Annotated in this window: 12 protein-coding genes; 10 read left to right on the top strand and 2 right to left on the bottom strand. The window is 65.6% G+C overall.

The genetic code is table 11. From position 1 onward, the window contains the following. The first annotated feature begins 41 nt into the window (after positions 1 to 41). Positions 42 to 2,384 (top strand): 5-methyltetrahydropteroyltriglutamate--homocysteine S-methyltransferase, encoded by a 2,343-nt coding sequence (gene metE, locus AC1DNG_RS00500; protein ID WP_476886357.1) that lies wholly within the window; start codon positions 42 to 44, stop codon positions 2,382 to 2,384. A 191-nt stretch (positions 2,385 to 2,575) separates the two neighbouring features. Here the strand turns inward: metE and AC1DNG_RS00505 are convergent, their stop codons facing one another. Beyond that, complete coding sequence (locus AC1DNG_RS00505) at positions 2,576 to 3,082, bottom strand: DUF2004 domain-containing protein (protein WP_026537142.1); 507 nt, start codon at positions 3,080 to 3,082, stop codon at positions 2,576 to 2,578. A gap of 110 nt (positions 3,083 to 3,192) precedes the next feature. On the opposite strand from AC1DNG_RS00505, the gene AC1DNG_RS00510 reads away from it, so the two are divergent. Then, positions 3,193 to 4,590, top strand: a complete 1,398-nt coding sequence (locus tag AC1DNG_RS00510; RefSeq protein WP_476886358.1) for an aldehyde dehydrogenase family protein — start codon at positions 3,193 to 3,195, stop codon at positions 4,588 to 4,590. 28 nt (positions 4,591 to 4,618) lie between these two features. Here AC1DNG_RS00510 and AC1DNG_RS00515 read toward each other — a convergent pair whose 3' ends face one another. Beyond that, the gene (locus tag AC1DNG_RS00515) at positions 4,619 to 5,539 is read right to left on the bottom strand and encodes a LysR family transcriptional regulator (RefSeq protein WP_476858332.1); all 921 of its coding nucleotides are present in this window, start codon (positions 5,537 to 5,539) and stop codon (positions 4,619 to 4,621) included. Positions 5,540 to 5,856: 317 nt separating this feature from the next. On the opposite strand from AC1DNG_RS00515, the gene AC1DNG_RS00520 reads away from it, so the two are divergent. The 8 genes from AC1DNG_RS00520 to nrdF all read left to right on the top strand — a co-directional run bounded on the left by AC1DNG_RS00520 (position 5,857) and on the right by nrdF (position 14,705). Then, positions 5,857 to 7,278 carry an NAD(P)/FAD-dependent oxidoreductase gene (locus tag AC1DNG_RS00520; protein ID WP_476886359.1) on the top strand — a complete coding sequence of 474 codons (1,422 nt, stop codon included), beginning with the start codon at positions 5,857 to 5,859 and terminating at the stop codon, positions 7,276 to 7,278. After that, on the top strand, positions 7,275 to 8,036 hold the full coding sequence (locus tag AC1DNG_RS00525) for a DUF1365 domain-containing protein (RefSeq protein ID WP_476850107.1): 762 nt from the start codon (positions 7,275 to 7,277) through the stop codon (positions 8,034 to 8,036). The genes AC1DNG_RS00520 and AC1DNG_RS00525 overlap by 4 nt, the downstream gene beginning before the upstream one ends. Then, positions 8,033 to 9,490, top strand: a complete 1,458-nt coding sequence (locus tag AC1DNG_RS00530; RefSeq protein WP_476886360.1) for a class I SAM-dependent methyltransferase — start codon at positions 8,033 to 8,035, stop codon at positions 9,488 to 9,490. Before AC1DNG_RS00525 ends, AC1DNG_RS00530 begins: the two co-directional genes overlap by 4 nt. Before the next feature lie 408 nt (positions 9,491 to 9,898). After that, the gene (gene nrdH / locus AC1DNG_RS00535) at positions 9,899 to 10,144 is read left to right on the top strand and encodes a glutaredoxin-like protein NrdH (RefSeq protein WP_018773329.1); all 246 of its coding nucleotides are present in this window, start codon (positions 9,899 to 9,901) and stop codon (positions 10,142 to 10,144) included. A gap of 167 nt (positions 10,145 to 10,311) precedes the next feature. After that, entirely contained in the window at positions 10,312 to 10,716 is a 405-nt protein-coding gene (gene nrdI / locus AC1DNG_RS00540) for a class Ib ribonucleoside-diphosphate reductase assembly flavoprotein NrdI (RefSeq protein WP_223916943.1), read from the top strand. A 65-nt stretch (positions 10,717 to 10,781) separates the two neighbouring features. Further along, the gene (nrdE, locus tag AC1DNG_RS00545) at positions 10,782 to 12,902 is read left to right on the top strand and encodes a class 1b ribonucleoside-diphosphate reductase subunit alpha (protein ID WP_476850156.1); all 2,121 of its coding nucleotides are present in this window, start codon (positions 10,782 to 10,784) and stop codon (positions 12,900 to 12,902) included. A 37-nt stretch (positions 12,903 to 12,939) separates the two neighbouring features. Next, positions 12,940 to 13,734: an NUMOD3 domain-containing DNA-binding protein gene (locus AC1DNG_RS00550; protein WP_476886361.1), complete on the top strand. Its 795-nt coding sequence runs from the start codon at positions 12,940 to 12,942 to the stop codon at positions 13,732 to 13,734. Further along, on the top strand, positions 13,731 to 14,705 hold the full coding sequence (gene nrdF / locus AC1DNG_RS00555) for a class 1b ribonucleoside-diphosphate reductase subunit beta (protein ID WP_223916933.1): 975 nt from the start codon (positions 13,731 to 13,733) through the stop codon (positions 14,703 to 14,705). The genes AC1DNG_RS00550 and nrdF overlap by 4 nt, the downstream gene beginning before the upstream one ends. The last annotated feature ends 547 nt before the right edge of the window (positions 14,706 to 15,252 follow it).

Below are 15,252 nucleotides of genomic sequence, written 5' to 3' on the forward strand. Positions count from 1 at the left end.
AACTTCCCTCCGCACCACACCACCAACACTTAGGACTTCCCATGACTGCAGTGAACACACTCAACCCCACTCCGTTCCCGGCCGCCTCGATCCTGGGCTACCCGCGCATCGGCCGCCGCCGCGAACTCAAGAAGGCCGTCGAGGCCTACTGGGCCGGCAAGATCGACGCCGCAGCCCTGGACGCGGCCGCCAGGGAAATCCAGCTCGGCACCGCTAAGCAGCTCCAGGGCCTGGGCCTGACCGAAGCCGCCGCGGTGCCCGGCACCTTCTCCTACTACGACCAGGTGCTCGACGCCGCCGCCCACCTCGGTGCTGTTCCGGCCCGCTTCGGGAACCTCCTCAACGCGCAGGGCCAGCTCGACATCGACGGCTACTTCACCCTGGCCCGCGGCAACAAGGACCAGCAGCCACTGGAAATGACCAAGTGGTTCGACACCAACTACCACTACCTCGTGCCGGAAATCGGGCCGGAAACCAACTTCGCGCTGACCTCGAACCGGATCGTCGAGGAATTCGAATACGCCCTCGCCAACGGCGTCGAGACCCGCCCGTACATCGTCGGCCCGGTCACGTTCCTGCTGCTGAGCAAGGCCTCCGACGACGCCCCGGCCGGCTTCAGCCCGCTGTCCCGCCTGGAGGACGTCCTCCCGGTCTACACGGCGCTGCTTCAGAAGCTCGCCGCCGCCGGCGCCAGCTGGGTCCAGCTCGACGAGCCCGCCCTCGTGGTGGACCAGGACACCCCGGCCGTGGAAATCCAGGCCGCCGTCGCCCGCTCCTACGAGGCCCTGGCCGCCGCGGCCCAGCGCCCGCAGCTTTTCGTCTCCACCCCGTACGGCGCGCTCAACGGCCAGCTCGGCACCCTCGCCGCCACCGGCATCGACGCCCTGCACCTGGACGTCTTCAAGGGCGAGGTCCCGTCCGCCGCTGCCCTGGCCGCGCTGGGCAACAAGACCCTCGTCGCCGGCGTCGTGGACGGCCACAACATCTGGCGCAACGACCTCGCCGCCTCCGCGAAGAAGATCGCCGAACTGAAGAAGTCGGTGGCCAAGCTGGCCATCAGCACCTCCACCTCCACGCAGCACGTCCCGCACGACGTCGACGAGGAAGTCCAACTCTCCGAGCAGCTGCGCAGCTGGCTGGCCTTCGCCGACCAGAAGGCCGTTGAAGTCGTCACCCTCGCCGGTCTGCTGACCGACGAGGCAGCCGTCCAGCCCGCCATCGACGAGGCCACCCGCGTCATCGCCTCCCGCGCCGAGGCCGAAGGCGTCCGCCGCGGCGACGTCCGGGCCCGCACCGCCGCCCTGACCGGCGCCGACTTCAACCGCTCCGCCTACGCCGTCCGCGAGGCAGCCCAGGAGAAGGCGCTGCACCTGCCGCCGCTGCCCACCACCACCATCGGCTCCTTCCCGCAGACCGGCGAAATCCGCACCGCCAGGGCCCGCGCCAACCGCGGCGACCTCACCACGGAGCAGTACGAGCAGCTTATGAAGGACGAGATCAAGCGCGTCGTGGAGCTGCAGGAAGAGCTCGGCTTCGATGTCCTGGTCCACGGCGAGCCCGAACGCAACGACATGGTCCAGTACTTCGCCGAGAACCTCGAAGGCTTTGACGTCACCGTCCACGGCTGGGTCCAGTCCTACGGCTCGCGCTGCACCCGACCGTCCATCCTGTGGGGCGATGTCACCCGCAGCGCCCCGATCACGGTGAAGTGGGCCGAGTACGCGCAGTCCCTGACCAGCAAGCCGATGAAGGGCATGCTCACCGGCCCGGTCACCATCCTGGCCTGGTCCTTCGTCCGCGATGACCAGCCGCTCGGCGAGACCGCCAACCAGGTGGCGCTGGCCCTCCGCGACGAGATCGCCGACCTCGAGGCGGCCGGCATCAAGGTCATCCAGGTGGACGAGCCCGCCCTGCGCGAGCTCCTGCCGCTGCGCAAGGCCGACCAGGCCGCGTACCTGGACTGGTCCGTGAAGTCCTTCCGGCTCTCCACCGCAGGTGCCGCGGACGCCACCCAGGTCCACACACACCTGTGCTACTCCGAGTTCGGCGCCATCATCGACGCGATCGACGGCCTCGACGCCGACGTCACCTCGATCGAGGCCGCCCGCTCCCGCATGGAGGTCGTCCACGACCTCGAGTCCCACGGCTTCGGCCGCGGCGTTGGCCCGGGCGTCTACGACATCCACTCGCCCCGCGTCCCGGGCGAACAGGAAGTCACCGAACTGCTCAGCACCGCCGTCAAGCACGTCCCGTCCCGCCAGCTCTGGGTCAACCCGGACTGCGGCCTGAAGACCCGCGGCTACGCCGAGACTGAGGAGTCCCTGCGCAACCTCGTCACGGCCACCAGGACGGTCCGCGCCGAACTGCTCTCAGCCGCCAAGTAACAGGCCACCAGGCAAGCAGCCGTCAGAGCCCGCTCCACGGACAAACGACGCCGGCCGGTCACCCTCCAAGGTGACCGGCCGGCGTCGTACGTTCTTGATCATCGATTGCTGGGCAGCCGCCGTTTTGCGCGCCCGGAAGGGCATCTACGGAGCAGTCGATGCAGGATTACCAGCGACTCAGGATGCCCGGGTCAGGACTCCCAGAGGATTTCGTCGTCGACGACGCCGTCCTCATCCGCGGAAGCGACGAGGACCTCGTCGGTGAAGTGCTGGCCCAGCGTGAAATCGAGGACGAAGTAGCGTTCCGGCTGGCCGGGGTAGATGCCCACGTGGCCGAGCTTGAGCGCCTTGAGGAAGACCTCGTCGGTCAGCTGGCTCTTGTCCTCGACGCCGAAGACCTTCTTGAGGTGTTCGTCCTTGATCGCGTTGCAATGGAAGTGGCGGTACTCCTGCGGACTGGTGCCTTCCTGGTCCAGTTCCTCGGCGATCATTTCGCGGACCTGGTCCACGAGTTCGGGCAGGAAGCGCAGGCGGTAGTCAACTTTATGCATGGCCGCTTCATCGAAATGGTCATGCGCGTTGACATTCAGGTCAAGCTCCACGGTCTGGCCCGCCAGCTCATGCGTGGCGGTGAGATTATGCTCCCGTCCGTGGTTGAGCTCGACCTCGCCGAAGTGCTTGCTCGCTACCTTGTTCATATCTTCAACATAGTCCTGAAAACCGGACCATTCCAGCGTTGGCAGGGTTTTCCGTACCGGAGTCACCGGTACCGGACCGGCGGACGGCCGCATGACTGTACATTGATCGGATGCAGCATGTAATCTCACCCGTCGGCCGTGCCCGGGCCGCGTTCGACGCCGGGACCACCCGCCCGCTCACCTGGCGGCTGGATCAGCTGCGCCGGCTGCGGCGCATGCTCGCGGAGCGGCACGCGGACTTCGCCGAAGCCCTCGCCCGCGACCTGGGCAAGCACCACACCGAGGCGCAGCTCGCAGAGATCGGGTTCGTGGACGCCGAGGCGGCGCACCTGGAGCGGCACCTCGAAGGCTGGCTGCGGCCCCGCCGCGTGCCGGTGCCGCTGGCAGTGCGGCCGGCCCGCGCCTGGACCGAACTCACCCCGCTGGGCGTGGTGCTGGTGATCGGGCCGTGGAACTACCCGCTGCAACTGCTGCTCGCCCCGCTCGCCGGCGCCCTGGCCGCGGGAAACACCGTGGTCCTCAAGCCGAGCGAACATGCCCCGGCCACCTCGGCCGTACTGGCCCGCTGGATTCCCGAATACCTGGCCGGCGCCGCCGAAGTGGTTGAGGGCGGCATCCCGGAGACCACCGCCCTCCTGGCCGAACGCTTCGACCACATCTTCTTCACCGGGGGAGAAGCCGCGGCCAAGGTGGTCATGCGCGCGGCGGCCGAGCACCTGACCCCGGTGACGCTGGAGCTCGGCGGCAAGTCCCCGGCCTACGTCGATACATCCACGGACCTGGCCACGGCGGCCAAACGCATCGCCTGGGGCCGGTTCATGAACGCCGGGCAGACGTGCGTCGCACCCGACTACGTCCTGGCCCGGAAGGAGATCCTGGAGCCGCTGCAGGCCGAGCTGATCAAGGCCGTTACGGCGCTCTTCGGACCGGACCCGGCGGCGAGCCCGTCGTACGGCCGGATAGTCGATGACCGCCACTTCGCACGGCTCGCGGCCCTCGCCGACGCCAGCACGGTGGTGCACGGCGGACAGCGCGACGCCGCCAGCCGCTACTTTGCGCCGACCCTGCTGCGCCCGGCGCCCGGCGACGCAATCATGGCGGAAGAAATCTTCGGACCCCTGCTGCCACTGGTGCCCGTGGACGGGCTCGACGCGGCCATCGAGGAGGTCAACGGGCGCGCCAAGCCGCTGGCACTCTACGTCTTCAGCAACGATCCGCAGACGCGCCGCGCCTTCGCCGGGCGGACCTCGTCGGGGGCCCTGTGCTTCGACGTTCCGGCGGCCCACCTGTCAGTCCCTGGGCTTCCCTTCGGTGGGGTCGGCGGCAGCGGCATGGGGGCCTATCACGGGGAACATTCGGTGCGGACGTTCTCGCATGAGCGCCCCACCCTGGACAAGCCGCTGTGGCCGGACACGCTGGAACTGATCTACCCGCCGTACACCGGGACCAAGCACCGGATCATCGACGCACTCGTGGCGCCGGTCGGGAAGCGGGCCAGGCGGCGCTGAACGGCGCCGGCCTAACGGGGGCTTCAGCTCAGTCCCTTCCCGTGGTCCCGGGCCGGTGCATCGTTTCGGCCAGCAGCTCCACGAACAGCTGGACCTGGGCCGTCCGCTTCTCGTTGATCAGCAGGGCGAAAACATTCCGTGCCAGCCGGATCTCCGGCACATCGAGGACCACCACGCCGGCAGGGCGGTGCCGCAGGGCGAGGTCGGGGACCAGGGCGGCGCCGAGCCCGGCGGCGGCCATCTCCAGGCTCGCGTGGAAGTCATCGCTGTAGGCCACCACGCGGGGGTGCAGGTTGCAGCTCGCGAAGAGCCGTTCAATCACCGTGGCGTCGGACGTGCCGGGGTGGTGCATGATCCAGGGCATGTCCGATAGATGCGGCGCGGCGACCTTGGAATCCGTCCCGATGCCCCAGGCCGCCGGCAGCACCACGCGGAAGTCGTCGTCGCCGATCCACTGCCGGTCCACGGTGTGCGGCCAGGCGAGGCCGGACTGACCCACCTGGTACACCAGGGCGACGTCGAGTTCGCCGCCGGTCCGCAGCCCCTGGATGGTCTGGGCCGGTTCCGCGACCGAGACCCGCAGGTCGATGCCGAGCTTCTTCCAGGCCGGGTTCCGCAGGATCGGCGGCAGCACATAGGTGGCCAGGCTCGGGAAGATGCCCAGCCGCAGCTCCTGGCTGGGGCTTTCCTGCGCCCGGGAGGCGGCGGCCATGAGCGTCTCGATGTCCGTCAGGACCTTGGCGGCGTGCCGGGTCATGACGACGGCGGCTTCGGTCGGCTGGATGCTGCGGGCCGCGCGCTGGAACAAGGTGACGCCGGTGTCGCGTTCCAGTGCCGACATTTGCTGGGAGACGGCCGAAGCCGTGTAGCCAAGGCGGGTGGCGGCGGCCGCAAACGATCCAAGCCGGATCACTTCCACAAGGGTCCGGAGATGGACGGGGTTGATCAAGGGCTGCCCTTCGCCTGGTTGCGGGTCCACGGAGACGGGACCGGAATTCCCGCTTTATTGTGGCATATCCGGCCCTCCGGCGGCCGTGCCGGTCTGCGTGCTGATGTGTCTGCCGGAATGTCCGCACGGAAAGTCTGCGCTGCGCGGCCGGGCCCATGCAGGAGAATCCGAGGAACCCAACTCGAGTGGCAGCTGACGGCGTCACTGGCGAGGGTCTGACAGCAGAACTGAAAAATCCCACATTCATACTCATCCGGCCGCCCGACGGCACCGAATTGCCCATAAGAGACTTCGGGCCAGACAACAGGAGCAGATCAGTGTCGCAAGCAGCAGGGATTCCGGCAGGCCGGCGCGTCGCCGTCATCGGCAGCGGAGTGGCGGGGCTGACCGCCGCGTACGTGCTGAACGGGCAGGACCGGGTAACGCTCTTCGAGGCCGACTCCCGGCTCGGCGGCCACGCCCACACCCACGATGTGCCGCAGCAGAACGGACCCACGCTGGGCGTGGACACCGGCTTCATCGTCCACAACGAACGGACGTATCCCACGCTCCTGCGCCTGTTCGCCGAGCTCGGCGTCGAAACCCAGGACTCCGAAATGAGCATGTCCGTCCGCTGCGACGGCTGCGGGCTGGAATACGCCGGCGCACGGGCCAAGGGGCGCGGGATCATTCCCCGGCCGTCCACCCTGCTGCGTGGCCGCTACCTGCGGATGCTGCTGGAAATCACCCGGTTCCACCGCCGGGCCCGCGCCCTGCTGGCCGAACCCGCCACAGGCACGGCAGTCGCCGGACACGAGCTCACCCTGGGGGAGTTCCTGGCCCAGGAGAAGTTCAGCAGCTATTTCATCTCGCACTTTATGACCCCCGTGGTCAGCGCCGTTTGGTCCTGCGACCCCACCACCGCGCTGGCCTACCCGGCCCGCTACCTGTTCACCTTCCTGGGCCACCACGGCCTGCTCGGCGTCAAGGGCTCCCCGCAATGGCGGACCGTCACCGGCGGCTCGCGCAGCTACGTCGACAAAGTCGCCGCGACCCTGCCGGACATCCGGCTCGCCAGCCCGGTCACCACGGTGCACCGGCACGCCGACGGCGTCGACGTCACGTCCGCGCTCGGTGCCGGGACCGTGCGCGAGACCTTTGACGCCGTCGTCATCGCCACCCACCCGGCGCAGGCCCTGCGCATGCTCACCGACGCCTCGGCGGCCGAGCGGGCCGCCCTTGGCGGCATGCCCTATTCGGTGAACCAGACGCTCTTCCACCGTGACGAGGCCGTGCTGCCGGCCAGCCCCAACGCCCAGGCCTCCTGGAACTACCGGCTGCCGTCCTGCGACGCCCGGCCGGACAAGGTCTTGGTCAGCTACGACATGACCCGGCTGCAACGGCTGGAACCCGTCGACGGCGGCCGGTACATCGTCAGCCTCGGCGAATCCGAGCTGATCGACGACGCCACGGTCCTGGACCGGATGGTCTACGAGCACCCGCAGTACACCCCGGAGTCGCTGGCGGCGCAGCAGCGGATCTTCGGACTCGGCGACGGGCGGCTGGCTTTCGCCGGCGCGTACCACGGCTGGGGATTCCACGAGGACGGCGCCCTGTCTGGTCTCAAGGCGGCCGCCCGGCTCGGCCGCGACTGGGACCAGCTTCCCGTTAACATCGGCACGGTGGCCGTGGACCCGGACCTCGCGCCGCCCGCAGTCCAGCCGGCCGCAGTTCCGCCGGCCGCGGTGGAGGTGCCATGAGCGCGCCGGCCACCATCCATCCGGCCGGCCTCCACGGCGCGGCTATCTACCGCACTGCCATCGCCCATGTGCGGCGGACTCCGCTGCGCAACGCGTTTACCTACCGCAGCTACAGCTGGTATGTCGACGTCGACCATCTCCCGCAGCTGCCGCGCCTGCTGCGGCCGCTGGCGGGATTCCGGGTGGAGGACCACCTCGGTGATCCGGACGGCACCCTGCGCGGCAACGTGGAAAGCTACCTTGCCACCCAGGGGATAAAGCCCGACGGCGGGCGCATCACCATGCTTGCCAGCGCCCGGGTTTTCGGGCACGTGTTCAACCCGCTGAGCGTGTTCTGGTGCCATAGTGCCTCCGGTGAGTTGCGCTGCGTCGTCGCCGAGGTTCACAACACGTACGGGGAGCGGCACTGCTACCTCCTCGAAACCGACGCCACGGGCAGGGCGAGCGTCCCGAAGGCGTTCTACGTCTCGCCGTTCAACGACGTCGACGGCGAGTACCGCATGAAGCTCCCCGAACCAGGCGAACGGCTCGCCGTATCGATCGTCCTGGAACGGGAGGGACAGCAGCCCTTCATCGCCACCATGGACGGCGTCCGGCACCAAGCAAGCGTGCGGAACATCGTGTCCGCGGCGCTCGCCGTACCCGCGGCCCCGCTGCGTGTCGCGGCGCAGATCCGCTGGCAAGGCATCAAACTGTGGGCGCGCCGCCTGCCCATCATCAAAAAACCACACCACCCTTCACAGGAGGCAGTTCAGTGACAATGACCGAAGCGACCGGGTCCGGTACGGGACGGGCACAGGGCACCACGCACAGCGGCGCAGTAAACGGCAGCGCAGTTGCCGGCAGCGCCGTCGACAGCGGGCTCGTCACCAGCAGGGTGCCGTACACCGTTCCCCAGCCTCCCGCCACCATCGACGCCGCCATCTGGCCCAGCATCGCCACGGTGCCCTCGAGCCTCAAGGCCCGTGTGGCCGGACGCGCTGCGGACGCCATCTTCAAGGCGGCCGTGCGCAGGCTGCCGCTGGAAGTCCGGTACCCGGACGGCACAGTATTGGGCAAAGCAGCACTGGGCACGGCTCCCTCCGACCAGGTACCCGCCGGCACCGCCTCTGACCAGGCTGCCGCCGGCTATCCCGTCATGACCATCAACCGACCCGTTGCCTTCGCCACCCGCCTCGGCGACGGCGGCCTGATCGGCCTGGGCGAGTCCTTCATGGCCGGCGACTGGGACGCCGATGACCTCACCGCCGTCATGGAGGTGTTTGCCTCCCGCGTCGGCACGCTCGTTCCCGAGCCGCTGCAGAAGCTGCGCGGCCTGTACCTGCCGCGCCAGCCGCGCAGGGAACGGAACACGGAGAAGAACACCCGCTCCAACATCTCCCGGCACTACGACCTCTCCAACGAGCTCTTCGCCTCGTTCCTGGACAGCACCATGACGTACTCCAGCGCTCTCTTCCCGGAAAGCGGCGACTCCCTGCGGAACGTGGCCTGGGACGGGCTGGCCGCAGCGCAGCAGGCCAAGATTGACCGGCTGCTGGACAAGGCCGGTGTGAAGGAAGGCACCCGGGTCCTGGAAATCGGCACCGGCTGGGGAGAGCTTGCCCTGCGCGCCGCCGCCCGCGGCGCCACCGTCTACTCCGTGACGCTCTCCAGCGAGCAGCAGGAACTGGCCCGCCAGCGCGTGGCCGAGGCCGGCTACGCCGACGCCGTCACGATCGAGCTCAAGGACTACCGCGCCGTGGAGGGCGAGTACGACGCCGTCGTCTCGGTCGAAATGATCGAGGCCGTCGGCTTCGAATACTGGGCCACCTACTTCCAGACCATCGAGCGGGTCCTGGCCCCGGGCGGCAGGGTGGCCATCCAGGCCATCACGATCGCCCACGACCGGCTCATGGCCACCCGCACCAGCTACACCTGGGTGCACAAGTACATCTTCCCGGGCGGGGTCATTCCGTCCGTCCGGGCCATCGAGGACATCACGGCGAAGCAGACCGGACTGCGCGTCCGCGAACGCCTCGCCATGGGTGAGCATTACGCCCAGACGCTGCGGCTTTGGGAAGAGCGGTTCATGGCCCGCGAGGACGAGGTGGGGGCCATGGGCTTTGACGCGGTCTTCCAGCGGATGTGGCTGTTCTACCTCTGCTACTCCCGGGCCGGGTTTGAAACGGGCTACCTCGACGTGCAGCAGATCGTGCTTGACTCCGCCTCCTAGCCCCGGTGTTAGAACAATCACGAATCGCTTGAGGCGGGCACCGCGGTGCCCGCCTCTTTCGTGTGCCCGGACACCAGATGTAGTGGCCGGCGCCACCAACCCGGGTCCCCGCGGCGGCGCGCGACACGCCGTCTGCGGTGCGACACGCGGGCGTGATTAATGTGGCTAACTACTCCACAGGGTGTGGATTTCGTCCGCCAAAATGGCGGAAATCCGGACATTTGGAGGGCCCCCTCCTGTGGATTAAAGGTGGGTTAAATGACATACTTGTAATACATCATCTTGGGGTCCACATGAGGCTCTTGCACTACATGTAGTATCGACATACAGTTCCAGCAGAGCATCAGCGCGGGACATCCGGAGCCGGGATTGCGCTCCACAGAAGACTTCAACAAAGGGGACAGGACCATGACCGTTACGGTTTACACGAAGCCGGCCTGCGTTCAGTGCAACGCGACCTACCGCGCGCTGGACAAGAAGGGCATCGCCTACCAGAGCGTCGACATTTCCCAGGACGCGGAAGCCCTTGAGCGCCTGAAGTCCCTGGGCTACATGCAGGCCCCCGTTGTCGTCACCGACCAGGACCACTGGTCAGGTTTCCGCCCGGACAAGATCGAAGAACTGGCGCAGGCTGCCGCCGTCGCTGTAGCCTGAAACGCCCTGTCGCCTGAAAAGCCCAGGACGCCGCTACCAGGGAAGAATTCACGGTAGATGAGGTGACCACCGTGGCTGTAACAACTGAAGATCGGGTGGCTGCCACGGCTGACGGCGGGGAAGCGGTCAGCACGGCAGCACCGGCGACCACCACGCACTGCCGGCTCATCTACTTTTCCTCCACCTCCGAAAACACCGCACGCTTCGTTGCGAAGCTGGGCGTCGACGCCGCCAGGATCCCCCTTTACCCGAGGGACGCTCCGCTGGTGGCCCGGGAGCCCTACGTTTTGTTGCTCCCGACCTATGGGGGCACCGGGGGAGAGGGATCTGTTCCAAAGCAGGTCATCAGGTTTTTGAACGATCCGGGCAACCGGAAGCTGATCCGCGGAGTGATCGGCGCAGGAAACACCAATTTCGGGGACAACTACTGCATGGCAGGGGACATCATCGCCGCCAAGTGCAAGGTCCCGCACCTATATCGCTTCGAACTCATGGGGACGCCGGAAGACGTCAACCGCGTACAACAAGGATTGGAAGAGTTTTGGACACGACTGTCGCAGACAAAGCAGTAACTGAAGGCGCAGGCCTGCACACGGGCACCGGCACAGCCGCCGCCGCTGTTGAGAAGAAGCACGAGATGCCGGCCGCCTACAAGGGCCTGGGCTACCACGAGCTGAACGCCATGCTGAACCTCTACGGCCCCAACGGGGAAATCCAGTTCGAGGCCGACCGCGAGGCCGCGCACCAGTACTTCCTGCAGCACGTGAACAACAACACCGTGTTCTTCCACGACCTCGAGGAAAAGCTCGACTACCTCGTCAAGAACGAGTACTACGAGCGCGAAACCCTCGACCAGTACACGATGAATTTCATCCGCGAGCTCTACAACCGCGCGTACAAGAAGAAGTTCCGCTTCGAGACCTTCCTCGGCGCGTTCAAGTTCTACACCTCCTACACGCTGAAGACGTTCGACGGAAAGCGCTTCCTGGAGCGCTACGAGGACCGCGTCTGCATGGTGGCCCTGCACCTGGCCCGCGGCGACGAGAAGCTCGCCACCCAGATGGTGGACGAGATCATCGAAGGCCGCTTCCAGCCGGCCACCCCGACGTTCCTGAATGCCGGCAAGCGCCAGCGCGGCGAGCTGGTCTCCTGCTTCCTGCTCCGCATCGAAGACAACATGGAGTCGATCGGCCGGTCCATCAACTCCGCCCTGCAGCTCTCCAAACGCGGCGGCGGCGTCGCCTTCGCGCTGACCAACATCCGCGAGGTCGGCGCGCCGATCAAGCAGATCGAGAACCAGTCCTCCGGTGTCATCCCCGTGATGAAGCTCCTCGAGGACAGCTTCTCCTACGCCAACCAGCTCGGTGCCCGCCAGGGTGCCGGTGCGGTGTACCTGCACGCGCACCACCCGGACATCTACCGCTTCCTGGACACCAAGCGCGAGAACGCGGACGAGAAGATCCGCATCAAGACCCTCTCGCTCGGCGTCGTCATCCCGGACATCACCTTCGAGCTCGCCAAGCGGGACGAGGACATGTACCTGTTCTCCCCGTACGACGTCGAAAAGGTCTACGGCATGCCGTTCTCCGACGTCTCGGTCACCGAGAAGTACTACGAGATGGTGGACGATTCCCGGATCAAGAAGACCAAGATCAAGGCGCGCGAGTTCTTCCAGACCCTCGCCGAGATCCAGTTCGAATCCGGCTACCCGTACATCATGTTCGAGGACACCGTGAACCGGGAAAACCCGATCGACGGCAAGATCATCATGTCCAACCTGTGCTCGGAGATCCTCCAGGTTTCCCAGCCCACCACGTACCACGATGACCTGTCCTACGACCAGACCGGCAAGGACATCTCCTGCAACCTGGGTTCGCTGAACATCGCCAAGACCATGGACTCGCCGGACTTCGGCCTGACCATCGAGACGGCCATCCGGTCCCTCTCGGCCGTCTCGGACATGTCCAACATCACCTCGGTGCCCTCGATTGCCCGCGGTAACGACCAGAGCCACGCGATCGGCCTCGGCCAGATGAACCTGCACGGCTACCTGGCCCGCGAGCGGGTCCACTACGGTTCCGAAGAGGGCCTGGACTTCACCAACATCTACTTCTACTCGGTGGTGTTCCACGCGGTCCGCGCCTCCAACCTGCTGGCCATCCAGACCGGCCAGACATTCGGCGGCTTCGAGAAGTCCAAGTACGCCTCCGGCGAGTTCTTCGACAAGTACACCGAGCAGGAATGGGTCCCGCAGACCGAGAAGGTCGCCGAGCTGTTCAAGAACATCCACATCCCCACCCAGGATGACTGGCGCGAGCTGAAGGCCTCCGTCATGGAGCACGGCATCTACAACCAGAACCTGCAGGCCGTTCCGCCTACCGGCTCGATCTCCTACATCAACAACTCCACCTCCTCGATCCACCCGGTGGCGTCCAAGATCGAGATCCGCAAGGAAGGCAAGCTGGGCCGCGTGTACTACCCGGCGCCGTACCTGACGAACGACAACCTGGAGTACTACCAGGACGCGTACGAGATCGGCTACGAGAAGGTCATCGACACCTACGCCGCCGCCACGCAGCACGTGGACCAGGGCCTGTCCCTGACGCTGTTCTTCAAGGACACCGCCACCACGCGCGACATCAACAAGGCCCAGATCTACGCCTGGAAGAAGGGCATCAAGACCATCTACTACATCCGTCTCCGCCAGCTCGCGCTGGAAGGGACCGAGGTAGAAAATTGTGTCTCGTGCATGCTTTGATCAACTGAAATCGGCTGATTTTGAGTGATCGGTTGAAATGATGGAAACGACGACGGCGACGGGCGGCTTGGTCTACGGCATCCGGCTTAGGCGGGAGGCCGAGTACCGTTATGTCGGTATCACGACTAAGACGGCCAGTCGTCGTTTCCATCAGCACCTGCGAGTGGCTGCTGAGGGCCGTAAGACGCCGTTCTACGATTGGCTTCGAAAACACGATCCGGCTGATCTCATCGCGGACGAGCTGGATTGGATTGAAGGTCTGCCCGAGCTGGGGCGGGCGGAGATCGAGTGGATCAGCTATTTGCGACGAGAAGGGGACCGTCTTCTGAACATCGCGGAAGGCGGTCTGGGACCGACCGGCGTCGTCTGGACCGAAGAACAGCGTGAAGCCGCCCGCATCAGGAGTACCGGCCGCAAGGGGCTTAGCCGTTCAGGTGCCGATAACCCGTTTTACGGCGGCAAGCACAGCCTGGAGCAGCGGAAGAAGTGGGCGGAGGATCGCAAGGGAACTAACTCCGGACCGGAGAACCCGAACTTTGGGAAGTTCGGCCCGGAGCATCCAAGTTTTGGGCATTCGGTCGGTGACGAAACCCGCAAAGCACTTTCAGAAGCCAAGAAAGGTGCCGGCAACCCGAACTTTGGGAAGCAGGCCAGTGCCGAAACCCGTGCGAAAATGTCAGCAGTACGGAAGGGCCGTCCGATGCCTTCCAGCCAGCGAAACGCCCACACCAGACATCACACCAACAGAGGCATAGAGAAAGCCGACTGCAAGTATTGCGTCGAGGACTCAGCCAAACCCAGTCTCTCTTCAGAAAGCGAGTCGGAGTCATGACAGAAAAAGTAAAGCTTCTCAGCCACGTTGAAGCCATTAACTGGAACCGCATCCAGGACGACAAGGACGTGGATGTCTGGAACCGCCTGGTCAACAACTTCTGGCTGCCGGAAAAGGTGCCGCTGTCCAACGACGTGCAGTCGTGGGCGACGCTGACCCCGGACGAGCAGCAGCTCACCATGCGCGTGTTCACGGGCCTGACCCTGCTGGACACCATCCAGGGCACCGTCGGCGCCGTCTCGCTGATTCCGGACGCCCTCACCCCGCATGAAGAGGCTGTCTACACGAACATCGCGTTCATGGAGTCCGTGCACGCCAAGAGCTACTCCTCCATCTTCTCCACGCTGGCCTCCACCAAGGAGATCGACGAGGCGTTCCGCTGGTCCACCGAGAACGAGAACCTTCAGAAGAAGGCACAGATCGTCATGGACTACTACCAGGGCGACGACCCCCTCAAGCGCAAGGTGGCCTCCACGCTGCTGGAGAGCTTCCTGTTCTACTCCGGCTTCTACCTGCCGATGTACTGGTCCTCGCGGGCCAAGCTGACGAACACGGCAGACCTGATCCGCCTGATCATCCGCGACGAGGCCGTGCACGGCTACTACATCGGCTACAAGTTCCAGAAGGGCCTGGAGAAGGTCTCCGAGGAGCGCCGGCAGGAAATCAAGGACTACACCTTCGAGCTGCTCTTCGAGCTGTACGAGAACGAGGTCCAGTACACGCACGACCTCTACGACTCCGTCGGCCTGGCCGAGGACGTCAAGAAGTTCCTGCACTACAACGCCAACAAGGCCCTGATGAACCTGGGCTACGAGGCCATGTTCCCGGCCTCCGTCACCGACGTGAACCCGGCCATCCTCTCGGCCCTGTCGCCGAACGCGGACGAGAACCACGACTTCTTCTCGGGCTCGGGTTCGTCGTATGTGATTGGCAAGGCTGTCAATACTGAGGATGACGACTGGGACTTCTAGTCTCTCTGTGAGATGTCGACCTAGGTGGAAGAACGGCACCCTATTGTGAGTTGACGACATAGTTGGCACAACGGACAAGTTAGTTGGCACTGTGACAGACAGTATGGCGCGGTGCCAACTATCTTGGCCGACCATCGCTGACCGGCCAATTTGACTCATAACAAATGCGTTTCTTTGGTGTGCCCCGAGAGTCCCCGAGATTGTGGGGCTGACACAGACCGTCAGCGGGATCTGTGAGGCTCGGGGCCAGTTGGCGGTCGACCAATAGCTAACGAAATGGAATTGGAGCTTCGGTGAAGACTGGCCCTGACGCTGGTTACCGACATCTGAATATCTTTATGGGATTTTGGCAGCGCAGTCCGTGAGCTATCGCGACCCCTGTGTAGGCCCTTCAACGGCATTGCGTGGTGATGGTGGGCCGCTTGGAGCCGAGGGACCGAGCTCGATGCGGTCATCGAGTCCGATGGCCTGCGCGCGGACGAGACCAGCACATGTCTCGGTACCGCTATCCCGGACGGCAGCATTCGGACGCAAGGCACAGCATCAC

It is taken from the genome of Arthrobacter sp. 01T425, assembly GCF_056398725.1.

Bases quoted from the DNA above. Each gene is read 5' to 3' on its own strand.
- nrdH (WP_018773329.1), top strand. From the start codon at position 9,899: ATGACCGTTACGGTTTACACGAAGCCGGCCTGCGTTCAGTGCAACGCG.
- metE (WP_476886357.1), top strand. From the start codon at position 42: ATGACTGCAGTGAACACACTCAACCCCACTCCGTTCCCGGCCGCCTCG.
- AC1DNG_RS00510 (WP_476886358.1), top strand. From the start codon at position 3,193: ATGCAGCATGTAATCTCACCCGTCGGCCGTGCCCGGGCCGCGTTCGAC.
- AC1DNG_RS00505 (WP_026537142.1), bottom strand. From the start codon at position 3,082: ATGAACAAGGTAGCGAGCAAGCACTTCGGCGAGGTCGAGCTCAACCAC.
- AC1DNG_RS00525 (WP_476850107.1), top strand. From the start codon at position 7,275: ATGAGCGCGCCGGCCACCATCCATCCGGCCGGCCTCCACGGCGCGGCT.
- nrdE (WP_476850156.1), top strand. From the start codon at position 10,782: ATGCCGGCCGCCTACAAGGGCCTGGGCTACCACGAGCTGAACGCCATG.
- nrdF (WP_223916933.1), top strand. From the start codon at position 13,731: ATGACAGAAAAAGTAAAGCTTCTCAGCCACGTTGAAGCCATTAACTGG.
- AC1DNG_RS00550 (WP_476886361.1), top strand. From the start codon at position 12,940: ATGATGGAAACGACGACGGCGACGGGCGGCTTGGTCTACGGCATCCGG.